The organism is Nannocystis pusilla, from assembly GCF_026626665.1.
Lineage (GTDB): Bacteria > Myxococcota_A > Polyangia > Nannocystales > Nannocystaceae > Nannocystis > Nannocystis pusilla.
In genome coordinates, this window is the sequence record NZ_JAPNKE010000002.1 from 1503764 (window position 1) to 1520094 (window position 16331).

Consider the following 16331-nt stretch of genomic DNA (forward strand, 5'->3'; position numbering starts at 1 on the left):
GGCCCGATGTGAGCGGCACGGGCTTATTCTCCGGCGACAGGACGGTCACAGGAGTGAATCGGGGGCGAACAGGGGTCGGCTCGGTCGGCGCGCAGCCGCGAAAGCGGCCGTCCTCCGGCGATCGGCGTCGATCTGGGCCCGCATGACGGCCCACAGGTGCGGCTCGGCCAGGGAAGAACCCAGGCAGTCGCGGGGATCGCGCGGAGGCACCGGGGCGGGCAGATCCGGCCCGTTCGGCTCGGGCGGCGCGCGCTCCGGCTCGGGCTCGGGCCGCGGCGCGACGTCCGGCAGACCTGGGTCGTCCGGAGACGGTGATCCACGGACCGGCGTGGGGGTGATCCGCAGTCGGCGTCGGCGTTGCATGGGATCGGATCTGTACTGAACACCCAATCAGTGTCCAGCGATCACCGAGGCTGCCCTGAACTCTTGATCAGAGGCAGACAAACCACTCGCGCCGCGCAAAACTGCGCGGACGAGCAGATAAGCCCCTGTAGCGGCCCGCGGGCCGTTTCAGGGTCGGGGCGGAGACGCGCCTGGAACGGCGCGAAGGGCGGGGAGCGGCAGCGCGCCGAGCTGGTCTTCGGGACAGGGAGATCGCCTCGGCAGGCGTCGCGGACGCCGAAACAAGAGCGCGCGGTTACCCGACATGGAAGCGCAGATCGCCGGACCCCGCCGGGCGCGACCGTGGTGGTCGGCGAAACGAAGAGCGCCGCGAGCGCAGGGCCCGGTAGCATGGCTCGATGGCGATGCGCAGGGTTCGGACAGGGGTGGCGACGGCGGCGGCCTGGGCGGTGCTGGGCTGCGGCGACGACGGGCGGGGGGACTCCGCGGCGAGTGGATCGGCGAGCAGCCCGATCACGACGGCGACCGAGGCGAGCACCGCGACGGAGCCGACGACGACGACGGCGGGGACGACCGCGCCGACGACCGCGGGCGGGGACAGCGAGTCGACCGGCGAGGCGACGACGGCGGGGACGACTGCGCCGACGACCACGAGCGCGGTGGGCTGCCAGGACTGCACGCAGCCGCATCAGCAGTGCATCGCGGGCGAGTGCGTGAGCGGCTGCCAGGGGCAGGCGGACGCGTGCGGGCCGGGGCAGGTGTGCGACGTGATCAGCGGCGAGTGCAAGGACGGCGGCGACGGTTGCACTCTGGCCGGGCCGAGCGCGGCGTGTGACTCGGCCGAGTGCGGGCCCGGGAGCGCATGCGACGGCCAGGGCGGGTGCATCGCGGTGGCGCCGTGCCTCGACGTGGCGTGCACGGACGACGGGCGCTGCTGGGGCACCCAGTGCAGCTGCGAGCGCACGCCGAGCTGCGGCGATCCGCCGGCCGACCTGCTCAACGGGCCGTTCTCGGCCGACATCTCGGCGCTCGACTTCGCCGACGACTGCACCGCGTGGGCGGTGACGGTCAGCGGCGGGCAGGAGTTCGTGCGCCGGATGTCGTCGGCGGGCGAGATGGAGGCGTTCGGGGCGATCGGGGACTACGACCTCGGCGAGGTGCGGGTGCTGCGAAACCTGGTGATCCCGCGGGCGGCGGGCTCACCGGCGCTGACGGCCGCGGCGACGCCGCCCAGCCCGGTCGAGGGCAACGGCGAGGTGGCGCTGACGTACATCTGCTGCCCGTCGTGCGGCTCGTGCGCCAACAACCCGAGCGCGCGCGGGGTGGCCCGCCTGGTCGAGGACGATCCGGTGATGCCGCTGCCGATCGTGATCTACGCCGAGCCGACCCAAGGGACAGGTCCGTTCGGACAGATGCACCTCGACGGCGGGCCGCAGGGGCTGACCTGGGGCGAGAACCGGGTGCTGTATGTCGGCAACGCCGTCGGCGACGGCGACTACAGCAGCGCCGACCTGGAGGCCGGCACGGTCGACTCGCTCTACACCTTCGACGCCCGGGTCAGCGCGAGCGCGCCGGTCAGCCCGGTGCACAACCTCGTGGCGCTGCTCGAGGGCGAGCTGTACCGCTTCAACGTGGTCACGCACGAGGCCGAGTTCGTGGTCGACGTGATGGCGGACGTCACGGGCCTCAGCCACGACGCGTTCGACGGCCACGTGTACGCCAGCCTGTCGACGCTCGAGGTGGTGCGCGTCCACCCGTTCACCGGCGCGGCCCTGCCGTTCGCGACCATGCCGGCGAAGGGCCGGGTGGCGGTCAGCCCGAGCGGGGCGCTGTGGTTCACGCCGGTGAAGTATTTGAACGCCGGGGCGCTGCAGTCGTGGCCGCTGCCGACCGGGCTGTGACGGGCGGGCGCTCGGGGCATGTCGCGGAGGACATGTCCCGGCGGCGCGGTGCGTCGGGACATGTCTCGAAGGACATGTCCTGTGCGCCCGTCAGGGCCGGCGGACGGTGGCGTTGGCCTTGAGGCCGCGGCCGACCAGGTACTGCTCGGTGCTGGTGGTGCGCGAGTTCTTGGCGTGGTAGGGGCGCGCCTCCTGGAAGGTGGCGCGGAAGCGCTTGAGCAGCTCGCCGAAGCCGCCGCCCTGGAACACCTTGGCGACGCAGTGGCCGCCGGGCCGCAGGACCATGCAGGCGATGTCGAGGGCGCGCTCGGCCAGGCCCTCGCTGCGGACGACGTCGGTGTGGCGGTCGCCGGTGGTGTGCGGAGCCATGTCGCTGAGGACGACGTCGAACGGCTGCAGATCGGGGCCGGGGGTCCACTCGAACACGTCGGCGACGCGGTGCTCGACGTGGGCCGGGAAGCTGAGCACCACCGGCTTGAGGTCGATGCCGAGGACGTAGCCGGTCTCGGTCACGCGGTCGCCGGCGTACTGGATCCACGAGCCGGGCCAGCAGCCGAGGTCGAGCACCCGCGCGCCCTGGCGCAGGATGTGGAACCGCTTGTCGATCTCCTCGAGCTTGTAGACCGCGCGCGCGGCGTAGTTCTCTTGCTTGGCGCGCAGGTAGGCGGCGTCGTTGCGGTGGGCCTTGTCGCTGAGGCGGTGGCGGGTCATGGCGTGCGGCTAAGCAGCCGAGCCGGCGCGTGGCCGGCTCGAGGGAGGTGGCTCCAAGGACATGTCTCGAAGGACAGGGCCTTCGGAGCAGGGGTCTCAGCCCTTGTTGTTGCCGGCCTTGATGGCGGGCTTGACGGCGGCGCGGATGGTCACGAAGCCGTTGTTGGGGCCGGGGATCGGGCCGCGCACGAGGACCAGGCCGCGCTCGGCGTCGATCTTGACGACCTCGAGGTTCTGCAGGGTGACGCGCTCGTGGCCCATGTGGCCGGTCATGCGCTTGCCGCGGTGGACGCGGCCGGGGGTCTTGCGGCAGCCGATCGAGCCGCCGTGGCGGAAGAACTCGTGCTGGCCGTGGCTGTTCTTCTCGCCCTCCATGTTGTGGCGCTTGATGACGCCCTGGTAGCCCTTGCCCTTGGAGGTGCCGGTGATGTCGACGCGGGCGCCCTCCTTGAACAGGTCGGCGCCGAGCTGGCTGCCGACCGGGTGGGCGGCGAGCGCCGCGGCGGGGACGCGGAACTCCTTGTGGACGTAGAAGGTGCCGACCTTGGCGGCCTCGGCGGCGCCCTTCTCGGGCTTGCTGGCGCGGTTGGCCTTCTTCTCGGCGAAGCCGACCTGCAGGGCCGTGTACGTGTCGCGCTCGGCGGTGCGGTGGGCGGTGACGGTGTTGCCGGTGACGTGCAGGACGGTGACGGGGACGCGGTCGCCCTCGTCCTTGAACACCTGCGTCATTCCAAGCTTTTTGGCGATGAGACCGATCTGGAAGTTCATTTGGCTCCGGAACTCAGGCCCGAAGGGCCGTACGAGGAACTGCGCGCGCGGCTTCCTTCACGTTGGAATCAGCGAAGAGCGAGGCGCCGCAGGGACGGGGAAGGTGCCCGCGATCGCGCCGGGCGTCAACCTGCGGGCGCGCCGGGACCGGGGCGGCGGCGGATTTGCCTCACGCGCTGGCGGGGGCCGGCAAGCGGAAGAAGGCGCGGGCGTTGGCCCCGGCCTGCACCGCCAGGGCGGCCGGATCCTCGCGGCGGACGCCGGCGAGGTGCGCGCAGGTGAAGGCGACGTTGGCCGGCTCGTTCTTGCGGCCGCGCACGGGCACAGGGGCCAGGTACGGGGCGTCGGTCTCGAGCAGCAGGCGATCGGCGGGGCACAGGCGGGCCGCGTCGCGCAGGCCCTCGGCCTGCGGGAAGGTGGCGATGCCGGAGAAGGACAGGAGGTAGCCGCGGGCCAGCCACTGCTCGGCCTCGGCGGGGGTGCCGGTGAAGCAGTGGACGACGCCGCCGCGCGGGAGGGCCGGGGCGTCGTCGAGGATGGCGAGGGCGTCGGCGTGGGCGTCGCGGATGTGCAGGACGAGCGGCTTGTCGAGCTCGCGGGCGATCTCGCGGTGGGCGGCCAGGGCGCGTTTTTGCGCGTCGGGCGTGCTGTTGTCGTAGTGGTAGTCGAGGCCGGTCTCGCCGACGGCGACGACCTTGGCGTCGCGGGCGAGGGCGGCGATCTCGGCCAGGGCGGCCTCGTCGGCCTCCTTGGCGTCGTGCGGGTGGATGCCGACGGCGGCGAAGAGGTGGGCGTGCGGGGCGACCAGGGCGACGGCCCGCGGGGCGCTGGCGCGCGAGCAGCCGACGTGGATCATCTGCACGACGCCGGCGTCGGCGGCCCGCTGCAAGGTGGCGGCGAGGTCGTCGATCATCGGCGGGTAGTCGAGGTGGCAGTGGGTGTCGACGAGGCCAGGGAAACGGGGCGGACGCTGCGCGGGCATGATCAAGGGTTCATGGCGAAGATGAGGAAGTACTGGTGCGGGAGGAAGTCCTCTTCGCGCTCGAGGGCGAAGCCGGCCTGGGCGAGCTCGGCGACGATGGCGTCGCGCGAGAGCCTGTACTTCGGGTCAGGTGCGAACTTCTCCGGCGGCTGCGCGTCGGGCCGAAAGTCGACGATCGCCAGGTGACCGCCGGGCTTGAGCGCCTGGTGGACCTTCTTGAAGTAACGCACGCGGTCGCGCAGATAGGCGTAGGTGTTGGCGACGAAGACCAGGTCGATGGCCTTCTCGGGCAGCGCCGGGTCGTCGTAGAAGGCGAGGTGCGGCTGGATGTTGGGGGTGCCCCAGCTCTCGCGCTGCGACTCGATGTGGGAGCGGAACTCGTCGTCGATGTCGACGGCGTAGACGGTGCCGGTCGGGACCTGCTGGGCCAGGCGGCGCGAGAAGTAGCCGGAGCCGGCGCCGATGTCGGCGATCACCGCGCCCTTGTCGGGGATCGGGAGGGCGCGGACGATCCGGTCGGGCATCTCCCACGACTCGCGCCCCTCGCTCTCCATGGTGGCGATCGCCGCCTTGGGGTCGTCGTAGTCCATGTCGGCGACGACCTCGCGCTTGCGACACCCGACGGCAGCGACCACGAGCACGGCGGCGAGGAGGGGGCGGTACATGTCCGTCAGCTTACGCGCGAGCCCGGCCCCGCGGGAAGTGCCCGAGTCCAGTTCGAGGACGGCCCGAGTCGGCTACACTCCGCGGCCGATGGCTGAGCCCGGAACAGCGAGCGCGGCGCGCGTCCGCCAGGAAGCGAAGGGTCGCGAGCTGCTGGCCGACTCGGGCGTGCTCTGGAGCGCGCTGCCGGTGGAGTGGCCGCGCGAGGCCGAAGGCGGGTCGGCCGCGGCGCTGCCGGGCTGGGGCTGGCGGGTGCGTCGCTCGCTGGCGGCGCTGCTGCTGCGGCCGCGCCGGAGCTTTCAACACGTCCATGAACCAGTCGACCACGGAGCGGCGCTGCGGCTGCTGCTGACGGTGAGATTGCCGCTGTGGGCGGCGCTGCTGGTGACGCTGGGCATTGCAGGCCCGACAGCCGCGGTCCACGAGGGGATCCCGCTGTTCGACGCGCACCTGGTCGAGGCGCTGTCGCTCTGGTTGCTGCTGATGGCGCCGGTCGGGGTGCCGCTCCTGTACGCGAGCCTGGGGATCGCCACCCACGTGGCCCTGGCGCTGACCGGCGGGGCGCCGCGCTCGATCGCGGCGACCCTGCGGGCCACCGGCTACGCCCTGGCGCCCGCGCTGCTGGGGGTCGCGCTGCTCGACCTGCCGCTGTACCTGGGGCAGCTGACGCTGCCGGTCTACCTCGGCGGGCTGGGGGCGCTGACCCTGATGACGTTCGTGGTCGCCGGCAACGCGCTCACGGGGACGCACCAGATCCCGGCGATCCGCGGGTTCGTGGTCGCGCTGGTGCCGGCTGCCATGTTCGCGGCGACGCAGGCGCTCCGCGCCGTGCTCACGCTCGGCGAGCTGCCCGGCTACGCGCCGCCGCCGGGGCTGCCGTACCTGGTGCCCTGAGGCTGGCGGGAGGGACATGTCGGGACAGACATGTCGGGAGGGGCATGGCCAGAGGGGCATGTTCTGAGGGACATGTTCTGAGGGACATGGGGTCGGGCGACGCGAGAGAGCGCGGGCGACGGACCGACTGGGGCGGGGCGAGCGAGCGCGGGCGACGGACCGACTGGGGGCGAGCGAGCGCGGGCGAAGAAACCGACGCGGGGCGGGGCGTGCGAGCGCGGGCGACGGACCGCCTGGGGCGAGCGAGCGCGGGCGACGAAACCGACATGGGGCGGGGCGTGCGAGCGCGGGCGACGAAGCGACGTGGGCGGCGCGAGGCGACGCGAACGGGTGAAGGCGAAGAACCGATGGGGCACGGCCCAATCGGGGCCGTGCGTGTTGGAGTCCCGGGCGCACGAAAAGAGACATGTCGCCGGGGGCATGGCCCGGGCGACATGTCTTTCAGGGCAACAGGTGCGGGCGCTCAGCCGGCCTTGGGGGGCTCGGCGGCGTCGGCGGGGACGCCGAGGACCTCCTGGATGGCGGTGTTGAGGCCGGAGAGGTCGGCCGGGGCGACGCCGGAGTACTTCACGGCGTTGCGGCCGTCGGCGAACATGACGGTGCGGCTCTTGGTGATGTTGTACCAGCCGTCGAAGGCGTCGTTCTTGCCGCCCTCGTCGGCCGGGACGACCACCGGGATGGTGACGCCGAGCTCGGTGCGCAGGGCCTTGACCTTGGCCTCGAGCGCCGCGCGGTCGCCGGTGGGCGTGGTGGCCTTGCCGTCCTTGATGTCGGTGATGACGGCGAACGCCTTGATCTTGTCCTCGCCGTACTTCTGGACGAGGGCGTCGAGGTTCTTGATGTCGTTGCGGAAGGCCTCGTCCTCGAGGGTGCCGACGGCCATGATCTTCGGGCTGCCGCCGAACTTGCAGACCTGGCAGTACTTCTCGCCGCTGTCGCAGTTGACGATCTCGAACGGCTTGAACTTGCCGCCGACCCCGAGGCCGCTGTCGGCGAGGACGGGCGCCTCGGCGGGCTTGGCCGGGGCGGCCTCGACGGGCTTGTCGGCGGGCGCGGGCGCGGCCGGCTTGGCGGCCTCGACGGGGGCAGGCTTGGTGGCCGCCTCGCCGCCGCAAGCAGCAGCGAGGATCACGGCGAGGGCGAGGCTCGAACGAGTGGTGAGCATGGGTTCTTCCTCCGAGTGGCGGCCATTTTGGCCGGGCGGGCCGCGCGGCGCCAGCCGATCTACGGCAATTCGTCGCCTGGCGCTGGGCACGCGCGGGGTCTGGGGGCCTCGCTGACGAGGCGCCGGCGCACGGCGCTTCGTGGTTCGACCGGGGCGAGCGAGGGCCTCGCTGTCCGTACCCGGTGAGTTCCCCTGGCGATCGCGGCGCTGCCCGGGTTCACGGGCACAGCGGGCTCGACGGCTCGAGGCAGGCGAGGCCGGCGACGATCTCGACGCGATGGTTGGCGCGCCGACCCTCCTCGCTGTCGTTGTCGGCGATCGGCTGGTCGGCGCCGCTGCTGCGCACCTCGAGGGTGTGATGGACGAAGCCGCGATCGATCAAGGCGGCGCGCGCCTTGTCGGCCATGTCGAGGCCGAGCTGGCGCGCCTCGGCGGGCGGCATGCCGGCGGCGGTGTGGCCCTCGAGGACGAACACGCCGCGGGTGGAGAGGCGCTGGCCGAGCTGCTTGCGCCGGGCGTCGAGCTCGAGGAAGCCCTCGGGGTCGAGCTCGCGGGTGACCGGGTCGTAGGCGATCCGGACGACGAGACGCCCGCAATCGGCGACGAAGGCCTCGGGGCAGCCGTCGTCGTCCTGCTCGCCGTTGATGGTCTCGGGCTGGTCGCGGCAGTCGCGGCGGTGGCTGCCGCGCTCCAACTTGCCGTCGCAGTTGACCCACTCGCTGCCGGTCCAGCGCGCGGCGTCGAGGACGCCGTCGCCGTCGTTGTCGCGGTCGGGACAACCATCGTCGTCGGCGAAGCGGTCGTGATCCTCGGGATCGTCGCGGCAGCGATCGACGGCATCGGCGACGCCGTCGGCGTCGCGGTCGGGGGCGAAGGGCGGACAGACGCGCCGCAGCTGGACCCAGCTGCCGGCCCACAGATCGTCGGCGGGACCGCCCGGGACGCCGTGGACGACCAGGCCGACGCGCGCGGCGGGCCGGACCTCGGCGCGCGCGCGCGAGCAGGTCGGCGCCGAGGGCCCGCATCTGCGCGGAGACCTGCGCCGGATCGGCGCCGGCGCGCGCGGCCGCGGCCATGTGGACGCCGAGCTCGACGCGCACCTGCGGGTCGGCGCGCACGCGGGCGATCCACTCGTCGAGCTCGGCGGCGCCGTCGCGGTCGAGCTGCAGGGGCATCGCGGTGGCGGCGTAGGGGATGGTGGCCAGGATCGCGGCGCACTCCGAGATCGGGGGCGGCTGCGGCCGCTCGGGCACTTGCGGGCCGCTGCAGGCGAGCAGCGCGGCCAGCGAGGCGATGGCGGAGGATCGTCGCACGCTCGGCGATCAGGATAGCGCGAGGACGACGGACGAACCCGAGTTCTCGTCGCGCTCGCGTCCGCGCGGGTGGTCGGGAGGCCGGGCGACGGATAGGGTGGACGCATGCGCCGGTGGCAGGTCGTGGGGTTCGTGGTGGTGGTGGGATGTTCGGGCGGGCCGGGGGCGAGCGAGGCGACCTCCGAGGCGACGGCCGGCACCGGCGAGACGGCGGGGACCGGGTCGAGTTCGACGACGAGCGGGGACTCCACGACGGAGGCGCCGACGACGTCGAGCGGGGTGACGTCGACGGAGGCGTCGTCGACGACGTCGGAGCCGGTGGCGTACTGCCAGGGGTTCGAGCGCGACGCGCCGGCGCCGTTCTTCGAGCTGGCGGTGATGGGCGGGGCGCCGCTGGTCGACGGGGCGGTGCTGCCGCTCGAGTGCGGCGGGCAGGGGCTGTGGATGTTCGGCCTGTACCCGTCGCTCGGCGGCTTCGACCCGGGCGGGTACTACCCGCACGTGTCGGTGGTGGTCGACGTCGAGGGCTACGACATCGGGCCGACCGGACACTTCTACCAGCGCGACGGCGAGTCGTATTACATCGGCTGCGAGCAGCTCGACGGCGGGGTGTCCGGGGTGGTGCCGGTGTTCCCGCCCGACGAGCTGGCCGAGCTGTCGGAGGTCGACGGGCTGGCGGCGCAGGTGCACGTCGAGGTCGAGACGCCGGACGGCCCGCTGGCGGTCGACGCCCTGGTGACGCTGTCGGCGCCGCCCGAGCTGGTGCAGCTCGGGTGCGTGCTGTGAGGTGGTTCTCGGGACATGTCCTCGGGGGCATGTCCGTGAGGGCATGCGCTGACGGGCATGTCCACGAGGACATGTCGGATCAGCGGTAGAGCGCGCGCTGCTGGAGGCGGGCTTCGAGGGCCGGCCAGAAGTCGCGGCGCCAGCGGTCGGTCCAGGCCCGCTGGGCGAGCGCGCGCCGGTGCTCGGGGATCACGACCAGGAGCAGCAGGACGCCGACGAAGAAGGCGCTGGTCATGAGGCCGATGAAGGCGAGCACCCACAGGTCGCCGGTGACGACGAACATGGCGAGCAGCATGGCGGCGCCGAACACGATCTCGCCCCAGAGGTAGGAGTCGTGGTGCCACCACGGGCTGTCGGCGAAGGAGCCGGCCGCCGGGCGGATCCGCAGGCCCACGGTGGTGCCGCTGTCGCTCGCCTCGGCGGTGATGTCGACCCAGAGGCCGATGTCGCTGGCGTCGAGGTGCCAGTGCAGGCCGGCGGCCGACGAACGGTCGTGCAGCTCGAGGCTCCTGGCCAGCGATTCGAGGGCGTCCATCACCACGGGGAGCTCGGCGTCGCAGGGCCGCCACTCGCAGTCGGAGTCGCCGGGCGCGGGCGCGGCGGGACGGACGGGTTCGGCCGTAGCGAGCACGGTCGCTGCAGGCTTGACGAGGGCGCTGCCCGGGCTCGGCAGCAGGGGGACGGTCTTCCTCATTGCGGACGGTCGTGGCGCTGGCTCCGAGGATAGGCGGTCCGGGCCGGCGACACGAGCGCGAGGCGGTTCATCGGGCCTGCTCGGTGGCCTGGACGGGGGCGAGGTCGTCGGCCGCGGCCGCGTCGGGCGGGAGCAGGGGCAGCCAGAGGCGCACGGCGGTGCCGCGACCGAGCTCGCTGTCGATGCGGATGGTGCCGCCGTGGGCGCGGACGAACTTCTGCGCCATCGACAGGCCGAGGCCGGTGCCCTTGCCGGGCGGCTTGGTGGTGTAAAACGGCTCGAACACGTGCGGCAGGTCGTGGGCGGCGATGCCGACGCCGCTGTCGCGGATGACGATCTCGGCGCCGTCGCGGCCGTCGCCGCCGGGCGCGCCGCGGGCCTCGATCTCGATCGCGCCGCCGGGGCCGGTGGCGTCGGCGGCGTTGCCGAAGATGTTGAGGAGGGCGGACTCGAGCGAGGGGCGGTGGACCACCAGCGCGGGCAGCGAGGCGCCGGTGAACCCGGCGATCAGGCGGACGCCGCGCTCGTCGGCCTCGGGGCGGACGAGCTCCACCAACCAGTGGAGCACCTGGGCGAGCTCGCAGCGCTCGGCGCCGGGCGGGCGCCGGCGGGTGTAGGCGAGGAGGGCGTCGACGAGGGCGGCGCAGCGCTGCGAGTGACGCTCGATCCGCTCGAGGGCGCGGCGCACGAACGGATCGCGGGGGCTGCGGCGCAGCAGCATCTGCGCGCTCATGCGGATGACCGCGACCGGGTTGTTGAGCTCGTGCGAGAGGCCGGCCACGAGGGCGCCGACGGCCGCCATCTTGCTCGACTGCACGAGCTGCTCCTGGGCGTCCTGGAGGGCGCCCAGGGCCTGCTCGAGCGCCTGCTTCTGGCGCACGACCTCGAGGTGGGTGCGGTGCAGGCGGAGCGCGGCGCGGACGCGCGAGCGCAGCTCGACGGCGGCGAACGGCTTGGGCAAGTAGTCGTCGGCGCCGACGTCGAGGCCGCGCGCGGTCTCCTCGCGGCTGGCCTTGGCGCTGAGCAGGACGACGGGGACGTGGCGCAGGTCGTCGTCGCGCTTGAGCCGGGTGACGAGCTCGTAGCCGTCCATCTCCGGCATCATGACGTCGGCGAGGATGACGTCGGGCGGGCGAGCGCGGGCGGCCTGCAGGGCGTCGAGGCCGTTGGCGGTCAGCTCGACGGCGTAGTCGGGGCCGAGGACCGCGGCGATGTAGGCGCGCATGTCGGGGTTGTCGTCGGCGACGAGGAGGCGCGGGAGGTCGGGCGCGGGCTCGGGGCGGACGTCGTCGACGACGACGTCGAAGCGGCCGCGCGGGGCGACGGCGGGCGCGGGCGCGGCGGCGAGGTCGACGAGGCGATCGGCGTCGATCGGCAGGTCGACGACGAAGCAGGCGCCCTGGCCGAGGGCGCTGTGGAGCTCGACGGCGCCGCCGAGCTCCGCGGCGAACTCGCGCACGATCGCCAGCCCGAGGCCGGTGCCCTCGTGCTTGCGGCTGATCGAGCTGTCGAGCTGCTCGAAGCGCTGGAACACCCGCTCGTGCTCGTCGGGGGCGATGCCGGGGCCGGTGTCGCGGACGGTGAGGTGCAGCCGCCCGCGATCGCCGGCGAGCGCGACGGTGACGGCGCCGCCGGCGGGGGTGAACTTGAGGGCGTTGCCGAGGAGGTTGAGCAGGATCTTCTCGAACATGCGCCGGTCGAGCGGGACGACCCCGAGGTCGTCCGCCAGCGCGTGCCGCAGGTCGATGCCCGCGGCCTGGGCGGCCGGCTCGGCGTCGAGGACGATGTCGAGCACGAGGCCGCGGACGTCGACCGGCTCCCAGGTCGGCCGCAGCTTGCCGGCCTCGAGCTTTTGATAGTCGAGGATGTCGTCGACGAGCCGGCCGAGCCGCGAGGCGTTGCGCCACATGCGAGTCAAGGCGGACCGCGCCTGCTCGCCGCGCAGATCGTCGGCGCCGGCGAGCAGCGACTCGAGCGGGCCGAGGATCAGCGCGAGCGGGGTCCGCAGCTCGTGGCTGATGGTGGTGAGGAACTCGCTCTTGGCCCGCAGCGCGGCGTCGGCGGCCTCCTTGGCCCGCTGCAGCTCGAGCTCCATGCGCTTGCGCTCGGTGATGTCGACGTGGATGCCGAGGAGGCCGGTGACCTCGCCGCTGTCGTCGCGGATCGGGACCTTGCTGGTCAAGAGGTACGAGTCGGTGCCGTCGGACAAGCGCAGCGGCTCCTCGATGTTGAGGATCGGGACGCCGCTGCGCATGACCTTGTCGTCCATCATGCGGAAGAAATCGGCCTCCTCGCGCGAGGCGACGACTTCGTAGTCGGTCTTGCCGATCACCTCCTCGAGGCTGGTGAAGCGGGTGCTCTGGAGGAAGTGCTGGTTGCAGCCGAGGTAGCGCGAGTCGCGGTCCTTCCAGAAGATCGCCTGCGGGACGTTGGCCAGCACGTACTTGAAGACCGCCTGCTGGCTGGCGTAGCGCGCGATCGTCTGCTCGCGCTCGGTGACGTCGAGGGCGACGCCGATGAAGCCCTGCACCACGCCGTCGACGCGGATCGGGCTGTAGTGAGCCTCGTAGAGCACGCCGCGCAGGGCGCCGACCGCCGTCAACGATTCGCCGGCGAGCGCCCGGTGGGCGGCGTCGACCACCCATGGGATGTCGCCGTAGGTCTCGAAGATCGAGCGGCCGACGTCGTCGCCGGGGTGCGGGCGCAGCGGGCTGAGGCCGTGGGGCTCGTTCAAGGTGAGGACGCCGCGGGCGTCGCAGGCGAACAGCACGACCGGGGCGTGGCTGAGGAGCGCGCGGAGGTGCTGGTCGGACTTCAGGTCGGGGGCGACGAGCGGCGCGGGCTCGGGGCGGAGGACGATCCAGGCGCCCTCGGGACGCGGGACGACGCGCACGGAGAGCCGGGTGCCGCGGCCGTCGTCGGTGCATAAGCGGACCTCGTCGATGCCTCGACAGGCCTGGTCGAGCGCGGAGTGCGGCAGCAGGCTGGCGAGGTCGCGGCCGATCAGGGCGGCGCGCTCGGCCCCGAGCAAGCGCTCGGCGGCGGCGTTGGCGGCCTCGACGGCGCCGGCCGGCGAGACGACGAGGAGCGCGTCGTCCATCAACTCGGTGAACTCGGCCCCAGGCAGCACGCCCGCCAAGAATACGTGATGCGGGCAGGTTGTTCGAGCGGACGACGAGGGAGGAGGTCGGCCGCGCCCGGGTCCTCGCGGCCGCGACGCCGACCGGCGGGCGGGCCCGCCGCCCCCGCCCGGCGCGCACGGAACCACGCTCGGCGAGGTCGAACGAGGCCGTCGCGGCCGCTCTTGGCTGCGGTCGGCGAGCTCGATCGCGTGGGGGCGGCGAGGCCGGCGGCCGCGGGGCGGAAGACGGTTGTATGGTTTTTAAGACATGCTTGAATGGACATGTTGACTGGGACATGTCCTGGAGGTCATGCGGCGAGGCGGCGGGCGCGGGGTCGCTCGATGTCGGAGCGGCGCGGGCTGCTCAGGGCGGCGTGGGCGTGAGCGCCGGGGCGAGGCGGGCTCGCGCGGGCGCGCGAGGCGGGGAGAAGTGGGTCGATGTCGGGGCCGAGGCGCCGGCGGGCCGTCCGCCGACCGCGAGGCGGCGGGGGCGGACTGGCAGGTGCGGGGTGCCTCGATAGCCTTCGCCGAGGCGCTGGCGACGTCGCGGGGCGAGGCGCGAGCGCGGGGCGGCCGGGGAGAGGACACGCCATGGAGATTCGTCGCTGTCGTCGCGGGTTCGCGTTCGTGGGACTGCTGCCATTGATGGTCTCGCCGGGCTGCGAGGAGGTGCAGACATTCGGCGACGACGCGGACGAATGGGACGGGACCGCGACGAGCGAGGCGGAGCCGGCGGCCGCGCGCGGCGGGAGCTCGATGCAATCGCAGCACGGCCTGACGTGCAGCAACCGCTGGGCCGAGGATTGGGGGGCCACGAATTGCGCCGGCACGCCCGGGGTGAAGTGGCGCCTGAAGGTGCGCTGCTGGTGGCACGGCGAGCGTCTGGGGCCGTGGCGGTCCGGTCCGGGCTCGGACCGCATCACGTGCAGCCTCGGCGCGCAGCGCTCGATGGTGGTGTGGGGCTGATCCGCGCGGAGGCGTCCGCGCAGGGGCGGGTGGCCTGGTTGCGCGCGACGCCGGCGGGTACCATGCGCCGGTGCGCTCGCCGTACATCGCCGGGCCGATCTACGACGCGGTGATGTTCATCGGCGCGCCGCTGCTGGCGCTGGGGCTCGGGGTCGCGATCTCGGGCACGCCGCTGGCCGACGACGCGGTCGAGCTGTGGGGCCGCGAGGGGACGATCACCAGCTTCTTCATCGGCAGCTTCATCATGGCGCACCTCGGCCTGGTGTTCGTGCGCAGCCACCTGAACCGGCGGATCTTCGCGCGCCATCCGCTGCGCTTCGTGATGGTGCCGGTGGTGCTGCTCCTGCTGCTGTGCGCGTCCGACTGGTTGCTGGCGACGGCGGTGGTGCTGACGGTGTGGTGGGACGTGGTCCACTCGAGCCTGCAGACGTTCGGGCTCGGGCGGATCTACGACGCGCGCCGCGGCAACGCGCCCGAGGCGGGCCGGCGCCTCGATCTCGGGCTCAACCTGCTGCTGTACGTGGGGCCGATCCTCGCCGGAGCGACGCTGCTCGATCACCTGGCCGCGTTCGCGGCGTTCGAGCGGGTGGGCGCGGTGGCGGTGCGGGAGATCCCGATCTTCGCGGAGGCGCACCAGGCCGCGTGGGCGCCGGCGCTGCTGATCGGCGGGGCGCTGTACCTGCTGTTCTACGCGCTGGCGTACGCGCGGCTGCACCGGCGCGGCTATCGCGTGTCGCCGCAGAAGGTGGCGCTGCTGGGCTTCACGGGGGCGTGCTCGATCTACACGTGGGGCTTCAACAGCTTCGGCGAGGCGTTCTTCATCATGAACTTCTTCCACGCGTGGCAGTACTTCGGCCTGGTGTGGTGGAGCGAGCGCGACAACCTGCGCGCGCGGCTGGGGCTCTCGGGCGCGCGCTGGGGCGGGGCGGCGGCGCTGGCGGCGATGGTGGCGGTGGCGGGGTCGTACGGCGTGTGGGCGGAGCTGGTCGACTCGCGCGAGCAACGGGTGGCGCTGTGCGTGACGCTGGTCGTGTCGCTGATGCACTTCTGGTACGACGGCTTCATCTGGTCGGTGCGCCGGCGGGAGGTGTGACGAGCCGGAGCCGACGGCCGCCGAGGTGGTCGAGGAGGGTGGAGGCGAACAGGGTGAGGCCGACGAACTCGAGGGTCTCCTCGCACCAGTCGATGAGGGCGTAGCCGAGGTCGTCGTCGCCGTGACGCTCGACCCACCAGCCGAGCGGGAGCTCGAAGAGGACGGCGCCGCCGACGTAGAGGGCGCCGGCGAGGACGAAGCGGCGAGCTGTCCCGGAGGACAGGCGGCGCAGGAAGCCGAGGAAGGCGAGGCCGAGGCCGAGGACGAGGAGGCCGGCGGGGATGACCCAGTCGAAGTAGAGGAGGCCGCCGAGGTCGAACCGGCCGGTCAACCGCTCGTGCAAGGCGATGGTCTCGTCGATCGATATGGCGAGGAAGCCGAGCGCGAGAAAATCCCAGTGGAAGCGATCGGAGGTCGCGGTCAGGGCGGTCCAGCGCAGGAGGGCGGCGCACACGAGCGGGAGGACGCTGGCGTACCAGGAGGGGAGGTTGCCCTCCCAGCTCAGCGAGAGGAGGGTGAGGGCGGGATGATCGAGGCCGCCGAGGTGGCGCAAGAGCTCGGCGAGGAGGCCGGCGAGGCTGAAGCCGAGAGCGAGGAGGACGAGGAGGCGGCGGAGGGCGGCGACGGGGAGGTCGGTGGTGAGGTCCTCGGGTCGCGGGGGCATCGCGCGGGCGAGGATAGCAAGGTTCGACGTTGGGGAGCCTTTCGGGTGGCTCATGACGGCGATAAACGGTGTTCCGGGTGGTGAACTGGGCATGATTTTGGCGGTAAGAGCTTCGACGATAAGAACCATAATTGTAGAACCGCTGAGCGGTGTTCAGTCGGGCCGGTGTCTATACCCCGTCTAGCTCGCACGCTGATGTCTGAAGCGGGAGCCTTCGGGATCAAAGCGGCACGCAGGTGACAAACAGAGGGGCAATCTGTACGCTCGG

The 16331-nt window shown here is 72.8% G+C and carries 15 protein-coding genes; 5 read left to right on the forward strand and 10 right to left on the reverse strand.

The window, feature by feature from the left end:
- Positions 1-45: 45 nt before the first annotated feature.
- Positions 46-363 (reverse strand): hypothetical protein, encoded by a 318-nt coding sequence (locus OV079_RS06685; protein WP_267766904.1) that lies wholly within the window; start codon positions 361-363, stop codon positions 46-48.
- A 377-nt stretch (positions 364-740) separates the two neighbouring features.
- On the opposite strand from OV079_RS06685, the gene OV079_RS06690 reads away from it, so the two are divergent.
- Positions 741-2243, forward strand: a complete 1503-nt coding sequence (locus tag OV079_RS06690) for an SMP-30/gluconolactonase/LRE family protein (protein WP_267766905.1) — start codon at positions 741-743, stop codon at positions 2241-2243.
- Between the two features lie 90 nt (positions 2244-2333).
- Here the strand turns inward: OV079_RS06690 and OV079_RS06695 are convergent, their stop codons facing one another.
- The 4 genes from OV079_RS06695 to OV079_RS06710 form a co-directional block, all read right to left on the reverse strand.
- Positions 2334-2954 carry an RlmE family RNA methyltransferase gene (locus OV079_RS06695; protein WP_267766907.1) on the reverse strand — a complete coding sequence of 207 codons (621 nt, stop codon included), beginning with the start codon at positions 2952-2954 and terminating at the stop codon, positions 2334-2336.
- A gap of 96 nt (positions 2955-3050) precedes the next feature.
- Positions 3051-3722, reverse strand: a complete 672-nt coding sequence (gene rplC, locus OV079_RS06700; protein ID WP_267766908.1) for a 50S ribosomal protein L3 — start codon at positions 3720-3722, stop codon at positions 3051-3053.
- A gap of 169 nt (positions 3723-3891) precedes the next feature.
- A complete protein-coding gene (locus OV079_RS06705) occupies positions 3892-4704 on the reverse strand; it encodes a TatD family hydrolase (protein ID WP_267766909.1) in 813 nt (270 codons plus the stop codon).
- Positions 4705-4706: 2 nt separating this feature from the next.
- Positions 4707-5369, reverse strand: a complete 663-nt coding sequence (locus OV079_RS06710; RefSeq protein ID WP_267766910.1) for a class I SAM-dependent methyltransferase — start codon at positions 5367-5369, stop codon at positions 4707-4709.
- Between the two features lie 88 nt (positions 5370-5457).
- On the opposite strand from OV079_RS06710, the gene OV079_RS06715 reads away from it, so the two are divergent.
- Positions 5458-6261 carry a YIP1 family protein gene (locus tag OV079_RS06715; RefSeq protein WP_267766911.1) on the forward strand — a complete coding sequence of 268 codons (804 nt, stop codon included), beginning with the start codon at positions 5458-5460 and terminating at the stop codon, positions 6259-6261.
- 463 nt (positions 6262-6724) lie between these two features.
- Here the strand turns inward: OV079_RS06715 and OV079_RS06720 are convergent, their stop codons facing one another.
- Together OV079_RS06720 and OV079_RS06725 are read right to left on the reverse strand one after the other, a co-directional pair.
- Positions 6725-7426, reverse strand: a complete 702-nt coding sequence (locus tag OV079_RS06720) for a hypothetical protein (protein ID WP_267766912.1) — start codon at positions 7424-7426, stop codon at positions 6725-6727.
- A 217-nt stretch (positions 7427-7643) separates the two neighbouring features.
- Positions 7644-8846, reverse strand: a complete 1203-nt coding sequence (locus OV079_RS06725; RefSeq protein ID WP_267766913.1) for an OmpA family protein — start codon at positions 8844-8846, stop codon at positions 7644-7646.
- On the opposite strand from OV079_RS06725, the gene OV079_RS06730 reads away from it, so the two are divergent.
- The gene (locus OV079_RS06730; protein ID WP_267766915.1) at positions 8845-9525 is read left to right on the forward strand and encodes a hypothetical protein; all 681 of its coding nucleotides are present in this window, start codon (positions 8845-8847) and stop codon (positions 9523-9525) included. The genes OV079_RS06725 and OV079_RS06730 overlap by 2 nt on opposite strands.
- 79 nt (positions 9526-9604) lie before the next feature.
- Here the strand turns inward: OV079_RS06730 and OV079_RS06735 are convergent, their stop codons facing one another.
- Both OV079_RS06735 and OV079_RS06740 read right to left on the reverse strand, forming a co-directional pair.
- Positions 9605-10219 (reverse strand): hypothetical protein, encoded by a 615-nt coding sequence (locus OV079_RS06735; protein WP_267766916.1) that lies wholly within the window; start codon positions 10217-10219, stop codon positions 9605-9607.
- Positions 10220-10286: 67 nt separating this feature from the next.
- Positions 10287-13349 carry an ATP-binding protein gene (locus OV079_RS06740; RefSeq protein WP_267766917.1) on the reverse strand — a complete coding sequence of 1021 codons (3063 nt, stop codon included), beginning with the start codon at positions 13347-13349 and terminating at the stop codon, positions 10287-10289.
- A gap of 582 nt (positions 13350-13931) precedes the next feature.
- Between OV079_RS06740 and OV079_RS06745 the strand changes: the two genes are divergently transcribed.
- Both OV079_RS06745 and OV079_RS06750 read left to right on the forward strand, forming a co-directional pair.
- A complete protein-coding gene (locus OV079_RS06745) occupies positions 13932-14306 on the forward strand; it encodes a hypothetical protein (RefSeq protein ID WP_267766918.1) in 375 nt (124 codons plus the stop codon).
- Positions 14307-14376: 70 nt separating this feature from the next.
- On the forward strand, positions 14377-15399 hold the full coding sequence (locus tag OV079_RS06750; RefSeq protein WP_267766920.1) for a hypothetical protein: 1023 nt from the start codon (positions 14377-14379) through the stop codon (positions 15397-15399).
- Here the strand turns inward: OV079_RS06750 and OV079_RS06755 are convergent.
- The gene (locus OV079_RS06755) at positions 15368-16063 is read right to left on the reverse strand and encodes a hypothetical protein (protein WP_267766921.1); all 696 of its coding nucleotides are present in this window, start codon (positions 16061-16063) and stop codon (positions 15368-15370) included. The two genes, OV079_RS06750 and OV079_RS06755, sit on opposite strands and share 32 nt — an antisense overlap.
- Positions 16064-16331: the final 268 nt, after the last annotated feature.

Bases quoted from the DNA above. Each gene is read 5' to 3' on its own strand.
- OV079_RS06725 (WP_267766913.1), bottom strand. From the start codon at position 8,846: ATGCGTCCACCCTATCCGTCGCCCGGCCTCCCGACCACCCGCGCGGAC.
- OV079_RS06745 (WP_267766918.1), top strand. From the start codon at position 13,932: ATGGAGATTCGTCGCTGTCGTCGCGGGTTCGCGTTCGTGGGACTGCTG.
- OV079_RS06730 (WP_267766915.1), top strand. From the start codon at position 8,845: ATGCGCCGGTGGCAGGTCGTGGGGTTCGTGGTGGTGGTGGGATGTTCG.
- OV079_RS06710 (WP_267766910.1), bottom strand. From the start codon at position 5,369: ATGTACCGCCCCCTCCTCGCCGCCGTGCTCGTGGTCGCTGCCGTCGGG.
- OV079_RS06705 (WP_267766909.1), bottom strand. From the start codon at position 4,704: ATGCCCGCGCAGCGTCCGCCCCGTTTCCCTGGCCTCGTCGACACCCAC.
- OV079_RS06685 (WP_267766904.1), bottom strand. From the start codon at position 363: ATGCAACGCCGACGCCGACTGCGGATCACCCCCACGCCGGTCCGTGGA.
- OV079_RS06720 (WP_267766912.1), bottom strand. From the start codon at position 7,426: ATGCTCACCACTCGTTCGAGCCTCGCCCTCGCCGTGATCCTCGCTGCT.
- OV079_RS06695 (WP_267766907.1), bottom strand. From the start codon at position 2,954: ATGACCCGCCACCGCCTCAGCGACAAGGCCCACCGCAACGACGCCGCC.
- OV079_RS06715 (WP_267766911.1), top strand. From the start codon at position 5,458: ATGGCTGAGCCCGGAACAGCGAGCGCGGCGCGCGTCCGCCAGGAAGCG.
- OV079_RS06735 (WP_267766916.1), bottom strand. From the start codon at position 10,219: ATGAGGAAGACCGTCCCCCTGCTGCCGAGCCCGGGCAGCGCCCTCGTC.
- OV079_RS06755 (WP_267766921.1), bottom strand. From the start codon at position 16,063: ATGCCCCCGCGACCCGAGGACCTCACCACCGACCTCCCCGTCGCCGCC.
- rplC (WP_267766908.1), bottom strand. From the start codon at position 3,722: ATGAACTTCCAGATCGGTCTCATCGCCAAAAAGCTTGGAATGACGCAG.
- OV079_RS06690 (WP_267766905.1), top strand. From the start codon at position 741: ATGGCGATGCGCAGGGTTCGGACAGGGGTGGCGACGGCGGCGGCCTGG.